The 22,699-nt window shown below is 54.9% G+C and carries 26 protein-coding genes; 12 read left to right on the forward strand and 14 right to left on the reverse strand.

All coding sequences use genetic code 11. From position 1 onward, the window contains the following. Nucleotides 1-43: 43 nt before the first annotated feature. Nucleotides 44-1,018 (reverse strand): AraC family transcriptional regulator, encoded by a 975-nt coding sequence (locus K3177_RS15565; protein WP_221598882.1) that lies wholly within the window; start codon nt 1,016-1,018, stop codon nt 44-46. Nucleotides 1,019-1,041: 23 nt separating this feature from the next. Here K3177_RS15565 and K3177_RS15005 point away from each other — a divergent pair, with 23 nt between their 5' ends. From K3177_RS15005 to K3177_RS15025, 5 genes are all read left to right on the forward strand, one after another. Then, a complete protein-coding gene (locus tag K3177_RS15005) occupies nt 1,042-2,016 on the forward strand; it encodes an oxidoreductase (RefSeq protein ID WP_221598883.1) in 975 nt (324 codons plus the stop codon). A gap of 511 nt (nt 2,017-2,527) precedes the next feature. Beyond that, nucleotides 2,528-3,133 carry an outer membrane protein gene (locus K3177_RS15010; protein WP_221598884.1) on the forward strand — a complete coding sequence of 202 codons (606 nt, stop codon included), beginning with the start codon at nt 2,528-2,530 and terminating at the stop codon, nt 3,131-3,133. A 77-nt stretch (nt 3,134-3,210) separates the two neighbouring features. Continuing rightward, nucleotides 3,211-3,771, forward strand: coding sequence for a hypothetical protein (locus K3177_RS15015; protein WP_221598885.1), 561 nt, complete (start codon nt 3,211-3,213; stop codon nt 3,769-3,771). Between the two features lie 184 nt (nt 3,772-3,955). Then, complete coding sequence (locus K3177_RS15020) at nt 3,956-4,225, forward strand: DUF6471 domain-containing protein (RefSeq protein ID WP_221598886.1); 270 nt, start codon at nt 3,956-3,958, stop codon at nt 4,223-4,225. Further along, complete coding sequence (locus K3177_RS15025; protein ID WP_221598887.1) at nt 4,225-5,067, forward strand: hypothetical protein; 843 nt, start codon at nt 4,225-4,227, stop codon at nt 5,065-5,067. The genes K3177_RS15020 and K3177_RS15025 overlap by 1 nt, the downstream gene beginning before the upstream one ends. Before the next feature lie 851 nt (nt 5,068-5,918). Here K3177_RS15025 and K3177_RS15030 read toward each other — a convergent pair. The 6 genes from K3177_RS15030 to K3177_RS15055 form a co-directional block, all read right to left on the reverse strand. Beyond that, a complete protein-coding gene (locus K3177_RS15030; protein WP_221598888.1) occupies nt 5,919-7,130 on the reverse strand; it encodes an NAD(P)/FAD-dependent oxidoreductase in 1,212 nt (403 codons plus the stop codon). Nucleotides 7,131-7,308: 178 nt separating this feature from the next. After that, nucleotides 7,309-7,857: an RrF2 family transcriptional regulator gene (locus K3177_RS15035; RefSeq protein ID WP_221598889.1), complete on the reverse strand. Its 549-nt coding sequence runs from the start codon at nt 7,855-7,857 to the stop codon at nt 7,309-7,311. 137 nt (nt 7,858-7,994) lie between these two features. After that, nucleotides 7,995-8,606: an FMN-dependent NADH-azoreductase gene (locus K3177_RS15040; RefSeq protein WP_221598890.1), complete on the reverse strand. Its 612-nt coding sequence runs from the start codon at nt 8,604-8,606 to the stop codon at nt 7,995-7,997. A gap of 25 nt (nt 8,607-8,631) precedes the next feature. Then, nucleotides 8,632-9,111, reverse strand: coding sequence for a carboxymuconolactone decarboxylase family protein (locus K3177_RS15045; RefSeq protein ID WP_221598891.1), 480 nt, complete (start codon nt 9,109-9,111; stop codon nt 8,632-8,634). Between the two features lie 28 nt (nt 9,112-9,139). Continuing rightward, complete coding sequence (locus tag K3177_RS15050) at nt 9,140-9,970, reverse strand: alpha/beta fold hydrolase (protein ID WP_221598892.1); 831 nt, start codon at nt 9,968-9,970, stop codon at nt 9,140-9,142. Nucleotides 9,971-10,134: 164 nt separating this feature from the next. Continuing rightward, nucleotides 10,135-11,787 (reverse strand): PAS domain-containing sensor histidine kinase, encoded by a 1,653-nt coding sequence (locus K3177_RS15055; RefSeq protein WP_282099676.1) that lies wholly within the window; start codon nt 11,785-11,787, stop codon nt 10,135-10,137. Between the two features lie 269 nt (nt 11,788-12,056). Here K3177_RS15055 and K3177_RS15060 point away from each other — a divergent pair, with 269 nt between their 5' ends. After that, a complete protein-coding gene (locus K3177_RS15060) occupies nt 12,057-12,701 on the forward strand; it encodes a response regulator transcription factor (protein ID WP_221598894.1) in 645 nt (214 codons plus the stop codon). Between the two features lie 49 nt (nt 12,702-12,750). Here the strand turns inward: K3177_RS15060 and K3177_RS15065 are convergent, their stop codons facing one another. After that, nucleotides 12,751-13,125 carry a response regulator transcription factor gene (locus K3177_RS15065; RefSeq protein ID WP_221598895.1) on the reverse strand — a complete coding sequence of 125 codons (375 nt, stop codon included), beginning with the start codon at nt 13,123-13,125 and terminating at the stop codon, nt 12,751-12,753. Beyond that, nucleotides 13,122-13,787, reverse strand: coding sequence for a response regulator transcription factor (locus K3177_RS15070; protein WP_221598896.1), 666 nt, complete (start codon nt 13,785-13,787; stop codon nt 13,122-13,124). Before K3177_RS15070 ends, K3177_RS15065 begins: the two co-directional genes overlap by 4 nt. A 212-nt stretch (nt 13,788-13,999) precedes the next feature. Here K3177_RS15070 and K3177_RS15075 point away from each other — a divergent pair, with 212 nt between their 5' ends. The 4 genes from K3177_RS15075 (at nt 14,000) to K3177_RS15090 (ending at nt 17,417) form a co-directional block, all read left to right on the forward strand. After that, complete coding sequence (locus K3177_RS15075) at nt 14,000-15,535, forward strand: sensor histidine kinase (RefSeq protein ID WP_221598897.1); 1,536 nt, start codon at nt 14,000-14,002, stop codon at nt 15,533-15,535. A 192-nt stretch (nt 15,536-15,727) separates the two neighbouring features. Continuing rightward, a complete protein-coding gene (locus tag K3177_RS15605) occupies nt 15,728-16,312 on the forward strand; it encodes a response regulator transcription factor (RefSeq protein ID WP_221598898.1) in 585 nt (194 codons plus the stop codon). A gap of 169 nt (nt 16,313-16,481) precedes the next feature. Then, a complete protein-coding gene (locus tag K3177_RS15610) occupies nt 16,482-16,877 on the forward strand; it encodes a DUF6438 domain-containing protein (RefSeq protein ID WP_221598899.1) in 396 nt (131 codons plus the stop codon). 303 nt (nt 16,878-17,180) lie between these two features. Continuing rightward, entirely contained in the window at nt 17,181-17,417 is a 237-nt protein-coding gene (locus tag K3177_RS15090) for a Ros/MucR family transcriptional regulator (protein ID WP_221598900.1), read from the forward strand. A gap of 1,097 nt (nt 17,418-18,514) precedes the next feature. On the opposite strand, the gene K3177_RS15615 is transcribed toward K3177_RS15090, so the two are convergent. The 5 genes from K3177_RS15615 to K3177_RS15115 form a co-directional block, all read right to left on the reverse strand. Next, a complete protein-coding gene (locus K3177_RS15615; RefSeq protein WP_221598901.1) occupies nt 18,515-18,943 on the reverse strand; it encodes a JAB domain-containing protein in 429 nt (142 codons plus the stop codon). Next, nucleotides 18,892-19,395 carry a hypothetical protein gene (locus tag K3177_RS15100; RefSeq protein ID WP_221598902.1) on the reverse strand — a complete coding sequence of 168 codons (504 nt, stop codon included), beginning with the start codon at nt 19,393-19,395 and terminating at the stop codon, nt 18,892-18,894. The genes K3177_RS15615 and K3177_RS15100 overlap by 52 nt, the downstream gene beginning before the upstream one ends. Before the next feature lie 31 nt (nt 19,396-19,426). Continuing rightward, the gene (locus K3177_RS15105) at nt 19,427-19,774 is read right to left on the reverse strand and encodes a hypothetical protein (protein WP_221598903.1); all 348 of its coding nucleotides are present in this window, start codon (nt 19,772-19,774) and stop codon (nt 19,427-19,429) included. A 27-nt stretch (nt 19,775-19,801) separates the two neighbouring features. Next, nucleotides 19,802-20,338: a helix-turn-helix domain-containing protein gene (locus tag K3177_RS15110; RefSeq protein ID WP_345725418.1), complete on the reverse strand. Its 537-nt coding sequence runs from the start codon at nt 20,336-20,338 to the stop codon at nt 19,802-19,804. A 208-nt stretch (nt 20,339-20,546) separates the two neighbouring features. Continuing rightward, the gene (locus K3177_RS15115) at nt 20,547-20,738 is read right to left on the reverse strand and encodes a hypothetical protein (protein WP_221598905.1); all 192 of its coding nucleotides are present in this window, start codon (nt 20,736-20,738) and stop codon (nt 20,547-20,549) included. A gap of 182 nt (nt 20,739-20,920) precedes the next feature. Here K3177_RS15115 and K3177_RS15120 point away from each other — a divergent pair, with 182 nt between their 5' ends. Together K3177_RS15120 and K3177_RS15125 are read left to right on the forward strand one after the other, a co-directional pair. After that, the gene (locus tag K3177_RS15120) at nt 20,921-21,643 is read left to right on the forward strand and encodes a thermonuclease family protein (protein ID WP_221598906.1); all 723 of its coding nucleotides are present in this window, start codon (nt 20,921-20,923) and stop codon (nt 21,641-21,643) included. 250 nt (nt 21,644-21,893) lie between these two features. Next, the coding region (locus K3177_RS15125; protein ID WP_221598907.1) for a HAMP domain-containing protein at nt 21,894-22,699 on the forward strand (806 nt) is incomplete at its 3' end.

Below are 22,699 nucleotides of genomic sequence, written 5' to 3' on the forward strand. Positions count from 1 at the left end.
TAACTGGTGTAGCCGCACCTATACGATGGTAGAGGTCTCCGCCTTACCTGCGAGTTGCCACTCGGTTTGTGCTCTGCCGCGAATATCTGCCAGGGCTCACACCAAACTTACGCCTGAAGGCTGTTCCAAAAGCACTGTCAGAGAGATAACCGAATGCTCTAGCGACAAACGTCACCGACTTCTTGCTTCTGGTCAGCATAACTGCGGCCAAGCGCAATCTCCAATCTGAAGCATACGTGACGGGCCCTACTCCGACGACCGCCACGAACCGTTCAGCAAATGCTGAGCGAGACTTTCCAGCAATCCTCGCCAATTCGCTCACCGTCCAGTGATGTGACGGGTCGGAGTGAATGGCAGCCATAGCGGCACCCAGCCCAGGCTCGACAATTGCAGCAAACCATCCGGGCGCCAGATGGGGTGACCGTTCGAAATGAATACGCAAGGCGTGGAAAAAGATGAGACGAATGAGGTCGTCGCAAATCGCGCGTGAACCAGCGCGGGCAGCGCGCCATTCGTTGTCTAGCTGGGCCAGCAGGCCTGCCAAGATCGAAGATTCGGCATGATTTTTCTTAATGACGAGATAATCAGGAAGAATCTCGGTCAGAACATCGCCATGGTCGGCTTCGAATTCGAAACTGCCACCCAAAATCACCACGTCAGAGATGTTAGAGTTGAGCCTCGCGTTCTCTGGTTCGGCGAAGAACTCCGATGCATTTACCGGATCAATCACGAGATCACTGGCTAGGACGAAGGGAACGCCTGCCTTGACGAAAAGGCAGTCGCCAACAGACATTTTTTCACTCATGCCTTCGATCTCTACCCAGCACTCACCTTGCTGGATCACATTGAGTTTCGAGGCTTCCGGGACGAAGCGCATTGCCCACTCGTTTCCAATCTCCAGGCGAACAGAACTCCGCCCTCGCAATTGGACAAGACTGGCGACGTCGGAGAGAGGATCATTGGATGGTTTTTGGACGATCACGCCAATTTTTTGGACGAATTGCACTCCAAAGTCCACGCGGACCACCTAAATTTCTCGACATGCTAAAGAAACAACATCCGATATCTTCGCCATTTGATGCCTTCTCGACTGCGCTCGACGTCGTCGACGGGGTCGATCTCTCTCATAAGACAGCAATCGTCACCGGCGGCTATTCTGGCCTTGGGCTGGAGACGACACGTGCGCTCTGTGCAGCGGGAGCCGACGTCATCGTTCCTGCACGCGACACCCTCCGCGCTCAAGAGGCTACCAAAGACCTCCAAAGGGTCGAGTGCATGCACATCGACCTCTCTGATGCGACTTCAATCGATGAGTTCGCCAACGAAGTGCTGGCTACGCGGAAATCAATCGATTTGTTGATCAATAATGCTGGCGTCATGGCTACGCCGCTCTTTCGCGACGCGCATGGCCATGAAGGTCAATTTTCTGTGAACCACCTAGGTCATTTTCGCCTGACCTGCGCACTATGGCCTGGCCTCGCGAGACGGGGCGCACGTGTTATTTCAGTTTCATCGCGAGGGCACCAGATTTCACCCGTTGTCTTTGACGATATTGATTTTCGCCAACGCCAGTACGACAAATGGCTCGCTTACGGCCAAGCTAAAACAGCTAATGCTTTGTTCGCTGTGGCACTTGATAGACGCGGAGCTAACGAAGGCGTACGTGCCTACTCGCTCCATCCTGGACAAATATTGACACGTCTGGCCCGCCACCTCTCTGCAGAAGAGGTTTCAGGTTTCGATGCTTATGACAACCAGGGCAATCCCCGGATTGATCCGGCAGCAGGCTTGAAAACACCCCAACAAGGCGCTGCAACAGCCCTTTGGTGCGCGACGAGTTCGCTACTTGAAGGCTCGGGCGGGCTCTACTGCGAAGACTGCAACGTGGCCCAAATCCATGAGGGGGAACCAGGATCTCCCGGTGTCTCCCAATGGGCGGTGGACGATGAAGCAGCTGAGCGTCTTTGGAATTTGAGTCACGAGTGGACAGGGAATACTCTCATCTCATTACGTTAAGCGAATGGCCGCTCGAACACGGAAGAAGGTGATTGTTCTAGCTTAGCACGCGATCCCGATTGCCCAGCAATCGTTGGCCCGAGGGTCAACGCCCGAAAACCCGAAGGTATCGTTCTCTCGCGTAGACGGCCACCCTCCCCTCGGTCGCAAAAGATGACGGGCTGGACCTGGGAGGGAGGGGGGCAGTTTGCGGTCCAGCCCGTCACAGTGCCGCCTTACAAAGGCGGGCGAAGCTGAGGTTGGGATCACGTCGGAGGAGCCGCTTCGCCAGTCCCTTTTGCCCAAAGCAGAATGGTCGCACTATAAGATCTGTAGCTCGCTGGGTTATGCTAACGGCTAGGTATGCTCGATTCTGGAGCGAGACTGACAATTACGCTATTTTCGCCACCAAAGTTGTGCACATCCGGTCGATAATCGCGGCTCCAGTTTCCGCCTATCTGAGAAAGACCAGCTCACCCAACCTATCACTGAATTTCGTTTGGGCGGGCAGTTGACTCAGGAAGGTAACCAAATGATCAGAATCGTCCCCTCTCTCGCCATTCTGGCTGGGGCACTGGCCTCCAGTCCGGCTTTCGCAGACAACTTTGATGGGCCGTATGTCGGCGTCCAGGCAGGTTGGAGCCAGAACAAGGTCGATACCCTCAACACCAGTATCGGGCCGGTCGTCATCGATAACTCTCACGATGAAGCTACGACTGGCATCTTCGCGGGCTACAACCTCAAACCCACGGACAAACTCGTACTCTCGCTGGAAGGGTCCTTCAACCTTGGGATTGACGATGCCTTCATCGGCGGCACCACTGCGATCCCGACAGGTTTCGATCCGAAATATTCTTTCGATGTTGGCGCACGTGCTGGCTACCTGGTAAACGATGCCACACTGCTCTATTTGCGCGGGGGCTACGAGAATCTGCGCGCGGGCGTGACCCGATCCGATGCAACAAACGTCGCCTACGACAAGGATACCTTCGATGGTTGGTCGATAGGCGGCGGTATCGAGCGGATGATTGCAGACCGCATCTCGACCCGTATCGAATATCGATACAGCGACCTCGGCGGCGACGGCGAGAAGTTCGAGCGTCATCAGGCCCTCATCGGGCTGGCATATCACTTCTGATGACTGCTTCCGACGGGGCGCAGTTCACCTACTCGCGGCTCTCCCTCCGAGGAGAGTCGCGCTCAGGAGGCCAATCCATGCCATCCATCGCATCGACATCGATGAGAAGCGGGACGCGCCCCGTGCCTTGCGCGGAACTGACTTCAATCAAGAAAACCAAAATCGTGCTAACCGATCTTGAAAAGGCAACGATTTCGCTTTCTCGCGGTGATCACATCCTCACGCTTGCGAAGCGGTCAGAATTTCAAGCCTCAATTGACCGTCTTAGCGGTCTCAAGCCATCGAATTCGCTGGCTGATCCAGCATTGGATGCGCTGCGTCGGTTCGCGATAACCATGCGGTTCGGTCTCCCTGTGGAGGGTCAGGCTCTAGATGACCTGTTCGCGGTCGGCTATACTTGTGTGCATGCCGAACTCGTACGTCAGGCCCTACGTGAGGAATGCCAGCAATCGAAACTCGATGACAATGCACGAGGCACGTACATGCTGACCCTATTGACCGTGAGCGTAGCTCTGTTCGCGGCTATCGTAGTGGCATGGAAGAGTTACGGCCTAGCCGGGCTCGTCACGATGACCTTTCTCATCGCGGTGGCGCTTGTCAGCCTTATGTTGAGGAAGGTCGAATCATCACAGACATGAAAATGACCTAAACGGCATCATGTAGCAAACGGACCAAATAGCAGCCTTATGGCATCGCGTGCATATCGCTATGTATCGTGCATGGTCACAACGCACGCAATCACCTCCCTACGTGACAAGCAAGCCGAACTCGCCGGACAGATCGACGCTTTGCAGGATCAGCTACTGCAAGCGTTCCATCGACATGGACCACATGAACGCATCCGTGCGTATGCTCGTGCCAGACATAGAGCTGGTCGAGATATATTCGGAATCACAGAAACGGCAAATGACCGTAAAGGAAAAGGAATGGGAGGACCGAGTGGAAGGCCTCCTGAAAGCAGGACTAAAGCGACGGAATGTCATCTATGCCGAACTGGTCGAGAAGTTGATGGACATAGGTATGATGGACTCTGAGCCGAATATAAGAAACAAGATCAGCCGGGGTAAATTGACAGCGGTGCTTCTGGTTTAATGTCTTACGGCAATAGGGGTGTCCTCACCGCACTTGCAGGACTAGCCGCTCTGTTCACCGCTTTTGGAAGCGGAGCATATTTGGGCTTTTTCCCAAAGCCAGAAAATGAGTGGAACGCTGCCAGCAGCACAGCCGAGGATACCGCCCAACCCCCAAGCCCAGCCTCACATGTCGGCGGGGGCGCTCTTTCGTTAGCACGAGACTTGGAGCCTAAAGCCCTCAATCAATCCTATTATGATCGTGAGGATTTGAAGACCCAAAGGATAATGGCCTGGTGGACCCGGATTATGGGGGTCGCAGCAGCTATCGGCATTGTCTTGGGGGGCTTTAGCATTTGGCTGATATGGCGCACTTGGAGCGCCACCAACGTAGCCGCTGAAAGCAGCCGCAAAACACTTCGCTCCTTCATTGCAAAAGAGCGTGCTCACCTTCGCATCAAGAATGCCAGTTTCACTTATGAAGGGAATCAGTCCGAAGTCGGGAAGAACTACAATGGTTTTCGACTTAAGCTCGACAACCGGGGCGAAAGCGCTTGCCGCGTCATAGAGATTGGCTGGCAATATTCCAATATCCGCCACTGGTTGCCGAAACCAGAACAACTTATCTGCAAGCCAGTTCTTGTTCCTAGCCTCAGTGAAGAAGAGTCGCCACATTTGGGTGTAGCTGAATTCCCTTCTAGTCCATGCTGGTTGATGGGCAGGGTGAAATACAAAACTTTGGAAGACGAAACCTTCGTTAGCTATTTCAGCCTTAGGATCGAACTGCATGTTGATCCGGGATACGCTCCCTCCGAATGGAGGGCGGTTGAAGATAGATTGATCGCTATGCCATGGGACACCTAAAGCCCCACATACAATGACAACCGCCAAGAACAGAGATCAATTACGCACCTCGACTCGAGTTAAGAACGGAGAAGATCCCAAGGGGTGCGATCAAAGCAAAGTTATCTACTGCGGTAACCGAGGATAAGCGATCTCATTGCTTTCCGTTTTGGTGGGAAGAAACTTGTGGCCGGCTATCGCGACGGGCGCATCTTCCAAGTTTTCTGGCTTTATTGTAACTTCAAACTCTACGATCATGTTAGCTAGGTAGAGCCACCTCCAATGTTTCGCTCACCAATTTCAGCGCTCATTGCTTTGGCTACTGTGGTCTGATCACCGGATGATGACCGTATGGCAAGCGCCGCTTGTAGCGTTAATATTTGACCGCTTTACACACGACCTTTTCAAGGGAGGACCGTCCTTTCAAACAGTGGGTAGGAGCGGCTACGCTACGCGCGGCTGAAGCAAAGCGGTGCAGGAATCATCGAGTAGAATGTAAGGTTGCTGGTCCAAAGGACTTGGTCCAGCGCATGTGCCTCAGCAAGGTAAGTGAGATAGGTTAGGGAGACGATCGCCCTACTCATTTTGTTGTAAACTATTGGCGCGAAACGCGCGGCACGCTTTTTGTGCGGCAGCCAATGAGCTGAAGTCTTAAAAATGCGCTCGGTGGTGTGGTGATACGGCGCCGTCGGCAGTGTAAATGGGCTTATACAAACCTGGCATTTATAAGGTTAGCAAGAGGCATTTCTTGAGCCCCAAATGAAGTGGCCGCTCCCCCATTCAAACCCCTCACTGACGCTCCTGAGCTCTGTCTCTCGCTCAGCCCCCGACCTTGCTTAGCAAAGCCGAGGGCCTTGAGCTGAGAGCTGCCGTTAGGGAACAATCACGTGATCGGGATTCGCTACGGCAAACATGGTATTCTTATCGGCCTCGGGCGGGTAGATCCAAACCCGATTGATCTCCTCCTTAACCTTCTTGGCATCTGCTCCCTTCATTTGGACTTGGCGATCCCAGCCCTCCGTGAGCAGAGCTCCCCACGGCCCCAGATCGAGACACGTAACGTATTTTGGTTGGCTATAAGGATGGAGTTCCAGACCGACCAATTCCGCTGCCGCGTTGTGTCCTGCGACGCGGCCTAAGCTGAGTGAATGCTGACAGGACATGACCGCGTAATTACCGACGTCGTCAGTCGCGGCCTTAACCGTGTCTCCCGTCACGAAGATCCCCCTCGCTGCCGGGGCACGAAGGAACTCATCCCCAACAACGCGGCCCAACTCGTCCTTTTCGCCCGGTACCTGCGCCGTCAACTCATGGGCGCGCATACCGGCACTCCAGACAACTGTGCGTGCCGGGATTTCCTCGCCACTCGAAAGCGTGACCGAGTCCTTCTCTATGGCTGAGACTAGAACGCCCGATCGACTTTCGATGCCGAGCTCATCAAGGGCTTGCTCCACGACCTCCACAACCTGATCGCCCATTTCCTTCCCGATCTGCTCAGCCGGATCGACGATAAGGACACGCACCGACGCGTCACGACCAAGGATGGAGCGCAAACGCTCTGGCATCTCGGTCGCACCCTCGATACCAGTGAAGCCACCGCCAGCGATCACCACTGTATTTCGCGCTTCACTTGGGGGTTCATCTACCAGCGACTGGAGATGCGCTTCAAGCTTTTCGGCAGCTGGCAGGGTATCAACGTTAAAGCTGTACTCGTCGAGGCCGGGAATAGACGGGGCGAAGAGCTTGCTGCCAGTCGCCAGTACGAAGCGATCATATCCGACCGTTTCGCTCGTGCCATCGTTATGGATAATTACCGCGGTTTTACCATCCGCATCAATGTCACGAACGACACCCGCGATGTGACGCACGTCGAGGGTATCGAGAATCTCCGCGATACTAGGATTCATGTTCTCGATCACTGCCTCATACAACCGTGGCCGGATGGCCAGAGTCGGCGATGGAGAGACCATCACAATTTCAACCTCATCTTGCTTATCCGTGAGTTCGATCGCTCGCGCAGCCGAGATCGCGGCCCACAAGCCGGCGAATCCGGAGCCGGCAATAAGAATGCATTTTTTTGACATGAGAGCTTCCTTTATCTTTGAGCCGGACAGTAGGGACCATTCCGCGACGCGCGACACGCGCCCGGCTTCTTCCCGGGCTGTCCAGCAGGAATCCGAGAAGTCATTTCGAATGGATTTGGTTGGTGACGCTTGATCGGTGGCCGAATATTAAAGGCCTAAGCGTTTCTTCTCGTCTGCGTTAGGTCGGACTGGTGCTCGGCGGCCGCAGGGATTGCGAACGGGAAGTGCGCTGACTTTCCTTTTCGCCGATCCACTCACGCACCCTCTCGTGGAAAGTGCCTGGCACCTTACGATTGAAGTGCTCGCTGACTTTTCCCAATGTCTGCCGTGCTAGTGATTGTCGCATGGCCTGCTCGGCCGCGAGCATCACCGCATGAATTCCACATGTACCTGACGTCGCCCATGATGGCTTCTCGCCCGAAAACAAAGCACATCGACCACGAACTTCTTGGCAGTCGAATAGTGGCTTCCTTCCCTCAACTGCATCCACGATCTCAAGGAAGGTAATCTGATCTGCGGGACGTGCGAGCTGGTAGCCGCCGCGCACACCTTCGCGGGCCTCGACAATGCCAGCTTTCTCCAACTTGGGGAATATCTTGGCCAGGAAGCTCGGCGAAATGCCTTGCAATTCGGCTATCTCGCGACTGGACATCGACTGAGCTTCTTGATCAACTAGCCACATGAGGCCGTGAATCGCGTATTCGACACTGGTTGTAATATGAGCCATAACGCGGATAATGACAGTCCGAGTTAAGTTGGTCAATTTAAAAACTCGGACACTCTTTGTCCGCGAATTTGCGCTAATCGTCGCGCTGAGAAGGGCTAGTGCTTCCCGCCCCGGCAGGTCGCCCTCGCCCCCGATCATTAGACCGAACCAGCGAACAACGGATCGGTAGCCAGCGCGCGGCGCCCTGCTTCAAGCATGTCCATCGCGACGTCGAGCCGAGCCATACCTTCGAGATAAACGAAGCGGACGTTGCTTATCCCCATCGTTCCAAAAACATCACGCAGATATTGCGTCAGGTGATCCGGTTGCGATGCTGCCGCGCCGGTCACCATGCCACCGGATGTGACAATCACTGTCGTGGGCTTATCTTGCAGCGAGCCGACCTTGCGGCCACTTTGGTAGGTGAACGTGCGGCCGTGGCGCAAAACATAGTCTATCCACAGCTTGAGCGACGACGGCACGGTGAAGTTGTGCATAGGCGTTGCAATGACCAGCCGGCTGCAAGCTTCCAGCTCTTGGATCAGTTCTTCAGACAGCGTGAAGTCGTCGTGGTGATGCGGGCTGCCGTCTACAATCGCCTCAACATACCCGCGCTGTAATGGCTCCAATGCCAGTTTGTTGAGATCGCGCTCCACGATGGAGGCGCGTGGATTTTGCGACTGCCAGGCGTTGCAGGCTTGGTACGCAATGGTTGACCCTCGCGCCTCAGATCCCAGTGGGCTGGCGTGAAGGAGAAGCAGCCGCGACATGTCATTTTCCTCAAGAAAAAAAGATCTAGGCCAAGCCAGCCTTATCCAGACCATAAAGCCGGTCGGTTGATCCGGGTTCAAAGCGGAACGCAATCGCCTGCCGATTCCAGGCGTTAATCACCATGATAAGGTAGGTCAGCTCAGCGATTTCCTGCTCAGAGAATTCTGCGCTGATTGCATCCCAATGTTCATTCGATATTCCCTTCTGCGGGATCCGAGTGAGAACTTCGGTCCATCGCATCGCTGCCCGCTCCCGCTCGCTGAACAGTGTGGACTCATGCCACACCGGGATGTGCAGAAGCCGGAGTTCACGCTCGCCCGCGATTTTCGCTTCTTTGACATGCATATCGAGGCAATAAGCGCAGCCATTTAGCTGCGATGCGCGAATTTCGACCAGCGTAATCAGGCTGTCCTCCAGACTGCTGCTGCGCACAGCTATGGCCAAATCAACCATCTTCTTGACGAGATTGGGTGTATGCTCACTTGGTTCGAGGCGTTTTGTCATTTCGCTCGGCCTCCTTGATTTATGTGGCTCATTTGAGGATGAAGTCGAGAATGTCCGCGTTTATCGCATCGGAGTGCGTCGTCAGCATTCCGTGTGGAAAGCCCTCGTAAATCTTGAGTTCGCCTTGCCTGAGTAACTTGATCGCCTTTTCTGCGCTGTCCGCAATCGGGACCACTTGGTCGTCGTCACCGTGCATCACAAACACAGGCACTGTGATTGCTTCCAAGTCTTCTGTCTGGTCAGTTTCAGAGAACGCCTTGATACCCAGATATTGTGCATTGGCCGCGCCCATCATCGACTGACGCCACCAATTGAGGATGACACCTTCCACCGGCTCGACACCGTCGCGATTAAAACCATAAAAGGGCCCACTCGCGATCTCGAGGTAGTATTGGGAGCGATTGCCCGCGACACCCGCGCGAAACCCGTCAAAAACCTCGATCGGCAAGCCGTCGGGATTCGAAGACGTTCTGACCATGAGGGGTGTGATTGCACTCATTAGCACAGCCTTGGAGACGCGACCGTCACCGTAACGCGCTACATAGCGGGCAGCCTCTCCACCACCTGTCGAATGGCCGATGTGGACCGCATTTCTGAGATCGAGGGACTCGACCACCGCAGCCGCGTCACGGGCATAGGTATCGATGTCATGGCCTGATGAAACTTGTGCAGAGCGCCCATGCCCCCGCCGATCATGCGCGATTACGCGAAAGCCCTTGTCGAGAAAGAAGAGCATCTGCGCGTCCCAATCGTCGGCGGAGAGAGGCCACCCATGGTGGAAGCAGATCGGTTGCGCATCCTTGGGACCCCAGTCCTTGTAGAAGATTTCAGTCCCATCGCTTGCTAGCACTATCCCCATGAGGAGCCTCCTGCATCTGTCGCATGAGATGGACTACATTGGCATCCATCCATTTCGATAAGGAGCAATTAGACGACAGCAACCCTCCTGGGCAGCGAACAGAGGGCAAGGCCGGGCCATACAAAAGACTAGGCTCGGTTTTCGTGGGGTTAGGGTGACAGACCTTATTGCAGTTCCAAGGGCAATTGGCAGCGGAAAAGGGCACCGCCTAGGTTACAACGCCCTGCAACGATCTCGCCGCTGTGTGCCTGGATGATGGTCCGGCAGATTGCCAGCCCCATGCCCATTCCGTTCGGTTTGGTGCTGAAGAACCCTTCAAAAAGATGATCGATGATCTCTGGATTGATCCCGGGACCGCTGTCTTCCACCGAGATGGCGACCTGATCGTCACGAGTTCTTTCCGTGATGATGTCGATGCGTCGATTGAAAGAAGAATTTCCGAGATCGATGGCCTGCACGGCATTCAAAAGAAGGTTGACCAGCACCTGTTGAAGTTGGACCCTATCTCCCATGATGAATGGCAGGTCGTCGTCCAAGGCCGCGTGCACCTCCACCTGTTTCTCTACGCACTCATGGCGAACAAATTGCATGGCTTCATGTACGATCTCATTGGGACAGACGAGCTCCCACTCCAGTTCTTGCTTGGTTGCCATAGAGCGAATACGATTGATGATACGGTCGGCATGCTCTGAACTCTGGACCATCCGTTCCGTCAGCAAACGCACCCTGTCGAGATTGGGCTCCTCCCGGTTCAGCCACTTGAGGCTAGCTTCACCATTCAACATTATGGCTGAGAGCGGCTGCTTAACCTCGTGCGCTATTGAAGTAGCAAGCTCACCCAGAGTTGCGATACGAGATGCATGAGTGAAATCGCCTTGGAGTTTTCTGATCTCGGCCTCTGCAGCAATCCTGTCCGAGATATCGAGTAACATGATGAAGGTGGTGTCGAGGTTCTCCGGCGGTCTTGGATAAGTCACCAACAAGAGAACATCCAACAGACGCTCGTCGAGAGTTTTGAGCTTGAGTTCCTCAACGTGATTTCGCATGCCGCAAAATCGAGCTTCCATCACCCGCTTAGCCGCCCCCGGAGTACCGTCGAACAAATAACGGACTGGGCCGAGCAGCAGATTCTCGTCTTTCGCTCCAAATAACGCCACTGCAGCCTTGTTAACCTGAGTGACTTTGACCTCATTCCGCGTGAAGTCGATCAATCCTGGGTTGGTCGCGAGATAATCGGAAAGGTTCGTGATACCTTGTTCTTTGAGGCGCGAGAAAGCTTCGCCAGCACATCTTGCGTCGACCTCCAAGAGAGGAATCGGAATGTTCTGGAGCAATCTTCTAAAGCGATCATCTAACGAGCACTTATCTGCAAAGCCTGCCCGAGAGCTTTGCACTTCGAGGTAATGCGCCGCCCCCGTAGCGAATTCGACCAAGCTTGAAACATCGCCAGAGCTATCGCGCCTTACAGTCAGGCGAACATCAACCTCGACTTCCCCACCAGATGCATGCGGTCGGCGCACCCTTCCGCGCCAAACATCTTGATCTTCACGTATCTGGATACGGGCCAACCATTCAGTGACGCGCAGTTCCTCTGGAATTTCGTCGATCGCTGTCTCTGCGGGCAGACCGAACAACGAGGCAGCGGCGGGGTTCCAGTAGCGGATCATGCCACCGGGATCATAAATGATTATGCTCTCGTCAGATAGATCCGGAACTCTCAGCGTTCCCAGGCCAGTAGAACAATTCCAGGCAATGCCCTCTTCCGGCGAACTTCGGGAGCCATGTTCGCTATCCTGTGGAGGTGATTGAGGCGTCATGATCGAGAGGCGCTCTTCCGGCGTCGAGCTGCAGACTGTGCTCTGGTATTATCGATATTTGCTACATTAGTATCAACTCTGCGTGCAATAGCGTCAAGGGTTCTGCCTGCATCTTGTCGCCTCCAATCCTGAGACAATATTTGTCCAGCCTCGACCACCGACATCAACTTGGCAGTTTGGTCGGGAAGCTAACGGGGTATCACTGCATCCTTAAACTCACTAAACACAGGTGCAGGGACTGGGAAATCTAGAGGGCAAGAATAAGTCACATGAAGATCGAGGAGAATGATGAACCACTCGTGTTTATCGTTGATGACGACGAAACGATGAGAGCTGCGATGGCTGAGATGCTTGAAACCGTTAGCATCCCGTTTCTCGTATTTGAATCCGGCCAGGAGTTTCTCCAAGCCGACCTGCCCAACCGGCCCGGCTGTGTCATCCTCGACATTCGAATGCCTGGGCTTAGCGGCCTTGATCTCCAATCTGAGCTGGTTTCCCAGAGAGTACCTTACCCGATTATTTTTATCACGGGTCACGGCGACGTACCCATGACCATTCAGGCCATGAAGGCAGGCGCAGTCGATTTTCTGACCAAACCTGTGCGCTCTCAAGCGTTGTTGGACGCTGTGCAGAGTGCGATCAGACTGGATGTTGAACGGTGGACTGCGCAGCGGAGCGAGCGAGAAAGTAGCGAAATCTTCGGCAGGCTCACGCGACGTGAAAGGCAGGTGTTCTCCGCTTTAGCCCGGGGCCTATTGAACAAACAGATCGCGTTCGAGCTTCATATCAATGAGGCTACTGTCAAACTTCACCGCGGCAATCTGATGAAAAAGACAGGCGTCGATTCACTGGCCGATCTGATTAGGCTTTGGGATGCACTTCCTGAAGCACTTCGCACATCAGTCGAAATGTAATCTCGAGCGCGACGCCACGAGCGAACCCCACCCTCATCGGTGCAGGTATTTATTCCCCCAAGCAGTCGCCAACACAGTTGAGCAGATCGGAATCTTTCAGAGGCTTACGATAGAACTCTCTGAACCCTATTCCTTCAGCCTTGGCCATTAGGTCCGCCTCATCTCTTGCAGTCATAAAGATGACTGGAAGGTCCGGACGAGTACGACGCAGAAGCGCCACTAATTCGAAACCATCCATGCCCGGCATCTGAATATCGGTAATCAGGCAGCGCGTGTCACTCTCAACTCCACTCTCGAGGAAATCCTCCGCTGAGTGAAAGCCCCTCGCATCATGTCCAACCGACTCGAGAAGATTGACAATTGCGTCGCAAAGCGACGGATGGTCTTCTACCACCGCTATACAACCCGGAGATGTGTTTTTCATGCCAATTGCGTCTGGCTAGGGAAGGTTGCGTCAATCCCTAACCGTTGGATACTTTCGTGCTTTCGCACGATGTCCTGCAAATTACGTGCATTAAGTTTACGCATCGTGGTCGACCGATGAATCTTGATCGTGATTTCACTAAGGGACAGCATTTCTGCAACTTCGCGGTTCCGCTTACCTGCTGCAACAAGAGCCAAGACTTGTCGCTCGCGCGACGTGAGGGCCTCATACTGATCGCGCAAGACACTATCTTCCTCCGCCTGCGCTCTACGCCTCTTGTCTAGCTCTAACGCGTTGTCGAGTGCCTCTAATATGTTCTGCTCGTTCAACGGCTTCAGGAGAAAATCGAGTGCACCGTTTTTCATGCCACGGACGGTCATCGGAATGTCAGCGAAGCCGGTCATGAGTATGATCGGCATATTGTTGCCCGCAGACAGAAGCCGCCGCTGCAGCTCTAATCCGCTCATTCCAGGCAGACGGACATCGGTAAGGATGCACCCCGGCACGCTACGATCTGCTACCTCGAGGAACTCCACCGCACTCTGATACGTCATTGCGCATCGTCCTATCGACAAGAGCAGGTTTGCTATCGAATCTCTTATGGAATCATCATCATCAATAACGTGGACGACCGGTTCTTCGTGGGCGACACGGTCGAACATCACTCAGCTCCCATCTTCCTACCATAGCCAATCGCACAGCATTTTTCGCAGTTCACTGTAGGTACGCTCGATCGAGCTCACGCGACAGCATACAAAAGGCTAGGCTATTTCCAACGCCGATGCACGGGTCTAGATGATTGGCTGGCAAATCACTGCGATCTGCAAATGGGGGCGATTTGATTACTGGACTGCACAGCGATGCTCTCGGGCGATTGGCGATCGAGACATTACCTTGTCTCCTGATCCACGAAGCATCGGGGTTCGATTCAGCGACGATCACCTTTGCCTCGCCATCAGCCATATCCATTCTCGGGGCGAATTCGCTGAATGATCTTTGCGGTCGAGAGCTTTCATCGTTGGTCGCATCGGATGACACCCTGGTGAATGTGCTCCATGCAGGGCTCAACGACATCGTACATATCGCAAGTGCGCCCATGATCACGATTTCAGGTGTGAAGTTCAAGGCTGACCTTCGCGCTATACGAAGCTCAGCGAGCGTGATTTGCCTAGCTTGGACAGTCGCTGATGGCGCAGAGGCTTTGCGTGAGGAACTGGAGGCCGCCCGACATCAGGCGCGGAAATCCTTTGACGAACTGCCAGCAGCCCTTTGGAAGATTGACGGGAAATTTAGCTTCCACCTCTTCCGAGCCCTGAAGCAACAAGGCGTGACCGACATAGACGCATACTTCGAAGCCCATCCGGAGATAGTCGAGCAAGCGATGAGAGAAAGTGTAGTTGCCGATGTAAACGCTCTCACCGCTCAGAAGTTCGGCAGGGGGAACCCCGAAGAGTTGCGAATCCCGGTCGAATATTTTTGGGACGGTAACAGCCAGGCATTTCGCCGTCTTTTGGTCGCCAAATTCCAAGGGGCCGAAGAGTTCGTCGAGGAAATACGGATGCGAACTCTGGATGGGGAATTCCGCGACGTACTCTTCACCATGACCTTTCCGCCTGATACGCAACCAGATCGGTACACATACATTTCGATGATCGACATAACCGACCGTGTGCACGCGGAGGAACATCTGCGCCGCATCGAAAGTGAGTTTGCGCACTCCTCACGTCTTGCACTCTTGGGCGAGTTGACTGCTTCAATCGCGCATGAGATCAATCAGCCCCTTTCGGCAATGGCCACCAATGGCGATGCTGCGATGCGTTGGCTTGACCGAGACGAGCCGGACACCTGCCAAGCAAAGAACCGCGTTTCACGCATTGTCGAGGACGCGAGACGGGCTAGTGAAGTAGTGCACCGGGTTCGGTCACTAGCCAGACCACAAATGCGCCAACATTGCGAGTTCGGAATCAACGACGTGGTTCGCGAAGCAGTTCGGTTGGTGCGCCATCAGTCATTAAAGCACCGCGTTTCCATCGCCCTAAGCCTCTCGCCGGATCTTCCGCCCGTCCTCGGGGATCCCATTCAGTTACAACAGGTTGTGGCCAACTTGATTGTCAATTCGAGCCAGGCTATCGCTTCAGTTCCTGTCCCCAGGGCCCGACGAATTATCGTCGAAACGGCGCTCATCGATGACGGCCACATCGCTCTCAACGTAACGGATACCGGGCCCGGCATAAGTGAAAGCTCGATCAATCACATCTTCGATGGCTTTTTCACGACAAAAGATGAGGGAATGGGCATGGGGCTCGCCATATCGCGCACGATTGTAATGGCACATAAAGGCACTATCGAAGGGAAGAACAGCCCGGAGGGAGGCGCTGTTTTCGAGCTGCGGCTTCCCATCTCGAATTAAACTCCAACCCTCGACTAGCGACAGCAACCTGTCATTGTCGCGCTCGAGCAGGAAAGATCCGAGCCGCAAAAAGGCTCGACGTTTATCGGCCACCAATGGATTGCCCTTAACGGTATCGGCATTTCGCACCTCTACCTTTGGTTGATAGGCAGCGCACTTCGACAATCGTAATTTCCTCGAACTTGTCCGACCATGTCGGAGATACCCCTAGATGGTCTGTGGAAATTGGAGTCGGAGAACGTTTTGAATCCTGCAAGGCGCCTTCTCATTCTAGATGATGACAGCGAATTTCGCTTGAGGCTAACTGACGATTTTCGGAGATGGGGCTATTCCGTCACTAGTCTGAGCGAATGCACCCAACTTACTACCGAAGTAGGTAGACCACGGTTTGATCTTGCAATCGTCGACGTCAAATTGGGATTGCGCAGCAACGGATGCGCGATCGTCGATCTCATCCAAGTCAATCACGAGATCTCGCTAGTAATGGTCAGCTCGCTTGCGAGTATCGCGCTGGCAGTCGAGGCTATGCGCAGGGGCGCGAAGGATTTTCTCCTCAAACCATGCTCCGCGAGTGAAATTGAAGCATCCTTGACCGGGTCGTCCCATCGAACGAAGATTCGTGATTGTTCAAGGTCAACGAGCATCAAGGTTTTCGAGACAGAGTTGATCAATCGGACGTTGCTCGAATCCGATTTCAACATCTCAGAAACCGCGAGGAGGCTGGGCATGCATAGGCGGACCTTGGCCCGAAAACTTGCGAAGCATCAGGTAGGTTAATCGCAAGAAAAGGCTGCGGCGTCCACTTGGCACTTATCACCCGCTCGGCAGCACTGACACTCATAAACGAAAGGCATAATCATTGAGAAAATTGGCAGCACTCTCTTGTCTACTCCTTGGCGCATGCGCCACTCTCCCGACAGCTACATCCGATGTACAGACGGTAACCGTGACCGCTGGTCCATGCTTTGGATTCTGTCCGGTATATGAGTTGTCTCTCTTCCCGGATGACATGGCGCGATTTACAGGAATCCGGCACACGCAACTCATCGGCACTGCAAAGCATAGGGTTTCTAGAATTGAGGCTGAACGAATCCGCTCGGCATTAAAACCGTTTGAGCCGGCATCCGACAGAACGTTTCCTTGCGCTAATGCGAGGACAGATGCGACCGATTATACTATAACCTGGCAGACGGAGGACGATGAGCATACCTTGGTATTCGACAGCGGGTGCGCGGATCCAGAAGCGAGGTCGTTAAACGAATTGCTGCAGGGGCTTCCTGCCAGCCTCGGCTTTTTGGAAGAGGGTCGGCAGGTTATCCGAGAGGGTGCGACCCGCGGTTGATTCCACCATTTCTATCTTTTCAGACACTCCGGTGTAATCATTCGTCCCGTCGGCGACACCGACTGGGACGAATGCCTCGAGGGCCCTCGGCGGCAATACTGCGAGAGTTGCGATTGCTAGGCCTAGTCGAGGTGCACGCGATACATACAAGCCCGATTCTGTACCGTTCAAGGTATGGCTGAAAAGCTACCCGGTCACCATCGCCGTCCATTTGAAATCGATACCCCGCTGACCACAATAGATCGGCGCTGCTCCTCCCGTACTCGGCGTCGTTCAGTTGCGCCGCGCTGAGATTGCACGACCTTGAACTCGCTGGCATCAGCCCGGACGATCTGCCGTTTCTCGTCGATGAAGATAAAGCGGTATCTGATTACTAACCAACATATGAACCCGAAGAATACCGCGAACGTTGGGGTGCCCGTTGTTTATCCAATGGTAGCGCCCGCTGATGCAGAGACGCGCCGCGAACTGGCCGTTACGATCGGGCTCGAACGCAAGCCCGGACGCTCTCGCGGTCGCCGCAAGGTGACCTCCAGTTGATCGGTAAATGTTACGCACGCTTCTGGTATGCTGCTGACAATTTCTGCATCCTGGAATGAGGCGTATTCGGCGCAGTGCGTGCTAAGCGCCCGATCCAATTCAAATAAGAGTTGACCGCGAGCGGAGCGCTTTCGAGATCTTGAAATGAGCGCGTCGGGCGGATGAGAAAGTGTGAGACACGTCCATCGTGAATTTACAGTCTGCCAGGCCTCAGCACACTCTCCGAATGCTCATCTGGAAAGGGAAAGTACAGTAATCGCGAGCAATCCTAAGTGACAGACCATCAAAAGAACAAACTCGATCAAGGTAGCTGTCTTGGACTGTCTTCTGCCCATCGGATTCCTTTCTCTCACGCAAAGGTGTCTTGCGACAGTCCCATAGGCCCGCCTAGTCGATTAATCGATAGCCCCGAGAAACACGACGCCGAAATTGGCAAGTACTAGCCCACCGGCAATTCTGGTGATGACCAGTGAGGCTCTCACAAAGACATTGTGAGATCGAATGCTATCGTTACCTGAGCCAAAGCCAGTAACGTCGTGCCGCCGACAGCCGCAAAATCCAACAGTGCGGTTAGACCGAGCGCAGGTGGCGCTTACTGGGCTTTGCTGCCACTCCCTGGGTGACTGGGACGGTCTGACAGCGTTTCTGCAGATATGCTTCCATCTTCGAGAAGCCCTTCACGGTGAGCTCAAGAAACGAGCGCCTGCAGTCCTCCGGATCGCGTTGCCGACAGATGAGGCCTGCATGATGAAGCAATCCTATCCACCGCAATGCGGTCGTCGGCGGCACTCGGGCAGCGATACACGCCGACGTGATGGACGTCCGACAAGACTGGGTCTGTTGGATATAGAGATCGAGTAGGATATCCCAGGCAGGCTCGCCGAAAAATTCGTCTCCGAAGTACATTGTTCGAAGACCCCTAGTTTCGTATTCCGTTTTAGCTGCAAGCTGCAGACGTTGCGCATTCTGTTCGAAGGTCATGGTTTCGCTTTGGATATGTGTAGCGCTACACTCGCAGCGACTTGAGTTATTCGAGAGTTGTGAGGCCAACTGCACGATCAGCGCCAGGCGTGTTTCATCGTCCGCGCTGAGCGTTCTCACAGCGGTTTTCCCGTTCTCATGCTGAAGACGCAATTTCCGGCAACGATCAGATGATCGAGGAGGAAAAGATCGATAGCATTGGCAATCGTAAGCAGCTTGCGGGTTGCCGCGATGTCCTGCACGCTTGGATCTACTCTACCAGACGGGTGTCCATGGGCGACGAGAAAGCTGACCGCATTATGCCGAATGCCGAGTTCGACAAGGACCCGGAGGCGCACGGCTACGCCGGCACCCTGGCCTTGCGGGAACCTAGTCGCATGACACCACCGCCGGTCGCCTCCTGCGTATAGGGCGCACAAACGCTCGGTCGGTCCGCCCAGCTGGCTACGGAGGAATGCGCTGAGATGGCGATCATGCAGATCGACCGGGCGTCCTATAATCGACGCCGTGGCTCCCGGCGCGCAGTCGGAGGATGAATTGTCCATACAGCGTAGGACCCGAATTGCCGCTTGCGTCGCCGATGGGCAAAGATGCCCCCCGCCAAGATGGCGATGAGACCGTAGAACGGTGCGATCGAGAGAATGGAATCGGCCAGCGGTGCAGATGCGGTTAGCCCCTGCGCGAAATGCGTGAGGACCACCAAACCCTGCAGTCCGGCTAGCCAAAGCGGGTATAACCGGTTGGCCATTACCGCAATGACAAGCAACCCTGCGAAAGCCGTCAGATCGAGGACGAGATGTCCGGTCTCGACGGCCGTGAAACGTGGACTGGTGTCGAACAGCCAGTGATTGCCGACGTCCCCGAGCCACAAAATCCCCATAAGGATTGCGGTGCACAGTCGCTCGGGAGCGGCGCCATACCGCCAGGCGGCAACGGCAAGGAGCACCAGCAGAATGTGCTGGACGTCGGCCTTTATGTCTAGAATCGTATCGAGCATCGCCCCATCGTTCGTTGCCGCCGGTCATCGGTCAAGCTTCGGTGGAAATTTTGAGCTCTCGTTCTACCGTGTCTATGGCGCTCGGCCGTTTTGGGGTCGTCCCGTCCTCGTCGGCCACACCGGTCTCGACCGCCAGCTGGCTGAGCTCATCGTGAACCCGAAATATGTCGTTGGCGCTGGCAATCATTTTGCGCTGCGCACTTGCCAGCCGCATCAGCGCGACCTGGCCTGCATGCGGTTCAACCGACGGGTTGCGCCGCGCCGCGATCATTCGCTTCATCAGCTCAGCAGTCCCGAGAAGCAACTCGTCGGACTGGGCCTCGCTTTCGCGAAGCTGTTCGCGGATGCGCACGGCATCCTGCACTATTGCACTTTCCATTACCGTATTTCTCCCCCCTGCCGAGGCTCAGTCGGCAGAGGCATCCCTGAGAACGAGGTCGGGCTCTGTTCCCGTTACCATCTCGCTCATGCTCTTCAGGACCGTAATGGCCAGGATAATGACCGCCAGAGAAGCAATCATGATCCCGAAGACTGCAGCAAGACGGCGTATGACGGGATTGCGTCCCTCAAGCCACCTCGGAAGGATCTGCGGCTGTCTCAGTCCCGGCCAATCCAACGGCGCACCGCTATCGGCCAGCTCGAAGTCACCCGCTTCCTTCTGCCCGTGAGATGCCGTGTGGATACCGTTTGCCGCGAGGTGAGGAATTATACATGTCGGTTTACTTAACCCTTCGGCGGGCTCTTCGCTGCTTGCTCGCCAAGCCGCCACGACCTCGCTCAAAGCATTGACCTCGAAGCGTCGTTTGAGTGCAGCGATATGCTTATTCACGCCGGAGTCTGAAATCTGCAATTCGGCAGCGATCTCCTTAATGGTCATACGTCTTGCTAGCATGGACGCCACGACCTTCTGGCGTTCGGTGAGGGGTGACCGATCTCCCGGCACTCAAGCGCTCCCATTGTGTCAGTTACTTAGTCGCTTGAGCCACCTCTGCCGCCAAAAGTCGAGTCTCATGGAGCATTGCTATGGCTGCCATGGTTCAGATCGAACAGATTATCGAAGCGCGTCCTGTTTCCACTGGGGGTCGGTACTATGCGCAGCCGTCGAGATTATAATACGCTAGTGAGGACTGCCGTCTCCTCGCCGCAATTGATCATTTTCCTACACGGAACAAATATGGAACAAAGCCGATCATCGAGTCGGAGATAGCCATGATTGTTCTTAGCGCCCCGATGCTCGCCGCGATCGCGAGCATCATCACCGCATGTGCCGCCCTTGTCTGGTCGGTGCGTCGCAAGCCGTGAGTTCCAAGCGCCTCGACACGATCGCCGATTACACGCGTCATGGTTACGCTCTTCGTGTGGACTGCAGCGTATGCCGCCACATGGCTGTCCTGAACCCGCTGGAGGTCACGTTGGTCTGCCAGCGGCGCGGATGGTCGAAGCAGATGGCGGGTGTCGAACGGCGGTTAAAGTGTTCGCGGTGCAGCAGTCGCGACATACGCATCGGCCCGTCGTTTGGACCGTAATGTCCACTTACGATCTCTTTACGCAGGTGAGTTACGTTGCGCCCATGCGCACCCGCACCCTTCCGGTCTTACTGCTCGTCGCCTTCGCCGCTCCCGCCCATGCGGAAGTAGTCAGCGGTCCAGCACACGCGGTCGATGGCGATACTATCGTCGTGTACGGCAAGCATATACGCCTCGCTAGTATAGACGCACCGGAGCTCGACCAAAGTTGCCAGCGGGATGGCCAAGCCTGGGCGTGCGGTGAGGAAGCCAAGCGCCAGCTAGATAGCATGATTGCAGGCCAGACGGTGTATTGCCAAGGAGAGGAAGTAGACCAGTATAGTCGGCTTCTCGGAACATGCTCGGCGAACAGAAGGAACCTGAACGCCACCATGGTCGAGTATGGTTGGGCAACAGCATATCGCGCCTATACCGACGAATACCTGGCACAGGAGCATCGCGCACGTTCGGCAAAGGTGGGGATTTGGAACTCGGAGTTCGCCCCGCCCGAGCAACACCGGATCGCGGCGAAAGAAGCGAGCCGAGCGCCGGCGACAGCATCGGCGCGCAGAACGAATAGGTCCTCCTCGTCTGCATGCGACATTAAGGGGAACCGCAGCAGGCGCGGCGACTGGATTTATCATCTCCCCGGCATGCAGTATTACGAGCAGACTAGACCGGAAGAGATATTCTGTTCCGAAGCGGACGCTATCGCGGCAGGATACCGGCGGTCGAAAGTTTAATCGATCAGCGGCGGCTCTTGGGCCTGAAGTGGTCAGTCCGGTGGTGGCATCGAGAACGCGATAAGCTGCCGTTCGGCTTCCTACTCTAATTCCGGTCACAGAGGCGATTTTCAGCAGCATCATGATCCTACTGAGAAAATGTTCAGCAGAATATCAGGCGCAAGTGTTATTATAATTCTCTTCACCGCTAAAAAGCTTGCGAAGGACTCTCGCAACTGTAGCCAGAATGGCCTGTAATGGATGAAGAGGTTTGAAACGTTCACCGATTGGCGGCTTTAAAGCTCACCGATTTGGGGTTTATGTCGCAGCCGTATTTTTGGCTCTTGGCATCATCCAACTCGCCGGCAGTCTCGGATTCTATCAAGTTATTGATCGACAGACGCTCCAGGACGACCACGCGCGGCGCGTCGCCGAACTCCTCGTCGTGGGACAGAGAATGCACAAACTTGCGCCCGATCAAATGGCGTCAAACATGACCACGCAATACCTCGCCGTCGACATATCGCCAGAGCCGAGCGTTGAAGGTTCGAGCGATGACCAAATGCTGACTGGCATCGGTAAAGACATCGTAGCATGGGAGCCGTCGTTGGCCGGAAGGCCTCTCCATCTATCGACATCTCAGTCGAACAAAAGCAGCCGCGATCTGGAGGGCTCCTTGCAGCTGGACGATGGAACCTGGCTCAACTTCGTCTCGCGGGACATAACGAGCATGTGGCCAGTTGCCTGGCGAGCCATGGTTCTCACTACACTGATCACGGCTGCATTCCTGGCCATCGGTCTGGCGCTCTTGTATCTGGTTGCAAAGCCGTTGCGCAGCCTTACTGATGCGGCCGAGCGAATTGGTCAGGGGGGCAAGGTCCAGGTCGCTGAAATGGGACCTCGAGACCTTCGGGACCTGGCGCACGCAATGAACGCGATGCAGGAACGAATTGATCGCATTTTGAGTGATCAGACCAAATCGTATCGGGCGATTGGGCACGATCTTCGCACTCCGCTATCCAGACTTAAAACGATTTCTGGGATGATTGAAGACAAGGAACTCGTCGGCATACATGA

Source organism: Qipengyuania pacifica (assembly GCF_019711555.1).
GTDB classification, from domain to species: Bacteria; Pseudomonadota; Alphaproteobacteria; order Sphingomonadales; family Sphingomonadaceae; genus Qipengyuania; species Qipengyuania pacifica.

Excerpts from the sequence above, each read along its gene's own strand:
- K3177_RS15005 (WP_221598883.1), top strand. The coding sequence starts at position 1,042 with ATGCTAAAGAAACAACATCCGATATCTTCGCCATTTGATGCCTTCTCG.
- K3177_RS15010 (WP_221598884.1), top strand. The coding sequence starts at position 2,528 with ATGATCAGAATCGTCCCCTCTCTCGCCATTCTGGCTGGGGCACTGGCC.
- K3177_RS15015 (WP_221598885.1), top strand. The coding sequence starts at position 3,211 with ATGCCATCCATCGCATCGACATCGATGAGAAGCGGGACGCGCCCCGTG.
- K3177_RS15020 (WP_221598886.1), top strand. The coding sequence starts at position 3,956 with ATGGACCACATGAACGCATCCGTGCGTATGCTCGTGCCAGACATAGAG.
- K3177_RS15025 (WP_221598887.1), top strand. The coding sequence starts at position 4,225 with ATGTCTTACGGCAATAGGGGTGTCCTCACCGCACTTGCAGGACTAGCC.
- K3177_RS15030 (WP_221598888.1), bottom strand. The coding sequence starts at position 7,130 with ATGTCAAAAAAATGCATTCTTATTGCCGGCTCCGGATTCGCCGGCTTG.
- K3177_RS15035 (WP_221598889.1), bottom strand. The coding sequence starts at position 7,857 with ATGGCTCATATTACAACCAGTGTCGAATACGCGATTCACGGCCTCATG.
- K3177_RS15040 (WP_221598890.1), bottom strand. The coding sequence starts at position 8,606 with ATGTCGCGGCTGCTTCTCCTTCACGCCAGCCCACTGGGATCTGAGGCG.
- K3177_RS15045 (WP_221598891.1), bottom strand. The coding sequence starts at position 9,111 with ATGACAAAACGCCTCGAACCAAGTGAGCATACACCCAATCTCGTCAAG.
- K3177_RS15050 (WP_221598892.1), bottom strand. The coding sequence starts at position 9,970 with ATGGGGATAGTGCTAGCAAGCGATGGGACTGAAATCTTCTACAAGGAC.
- K3177_RS15055 (WP_282099676.1), bottom strand. The coding sequence starts at position 11,787 with ATGACGCCTCAATCACCTCCACAGGATAGCGAACATGGCTCCCGAAGT.
- K3177_RS15060 (WP_221598894.1), top strand. The coding sequence starts at position 12,057 with ATGAAGATCGAGGAGAATGATGAACCACTCGTGTTTATCGTTGATGAC.
- K3177_RS15065 (WP_221598895.1), bottom strand. The coding sequence starts at position 13,125 with ATGAAAAACACATCTCCGGGTTGTATAGCGGTGGTAGAAGACCATCCG.
- K3177_RS15070 (WP_221598896.1), bottom strand. The coding sequence starts at position 13,787 with ATGTTCGACCGTGTCGCCCACGAAGAACCGGTCGTCCACGTTATTGAT.
- K3177_RS15605 (WP_221598898.1), top strand. The coding sequence starts at position 15,728 with ATGTCGGAGATACCCCTAGATGGTCTGTGGAAATTGGAGTCGGAGAAC.
- K3177_RS15615 (WP_221598901.1), bottom strand. The coding sequence starts at position 18,943 with ATGGACAATTCATCCTCCGACTGCGCGCCGGGAGCCACGGCGTCGATT.
- K3177_RS15100 (WP_221598902.1), bottom strand. The coding sequence starts at position 19,395 with ATGCTCGATACGATTCTAGACATAAAGGCCGACGTCCAGCACATTCTG.
- K3177_RS15105 (WP_221598903.1), bottom strand. The coding sequence starts at position 19,774 with ATGGAAAGTGCAATAGTGCAGGATGCCGTGCGCATCCGCGAACAGCTT.
- K3177_RS15115 (WP_221598905.1), bottom strand. The coding sequence starts at position 20,738 with ATGACGCGTGTAATCGGCGATCGTGTCGAGGCGCTTGGAACTCACGGC.
- K3177_RS15120 (WP_221598906.1), top strand. The coding sequence starts at position 20,921 with ATGTCCACTTACGATCTCTTTACGCAGGTGAGTTACGTTGCGCCCATG.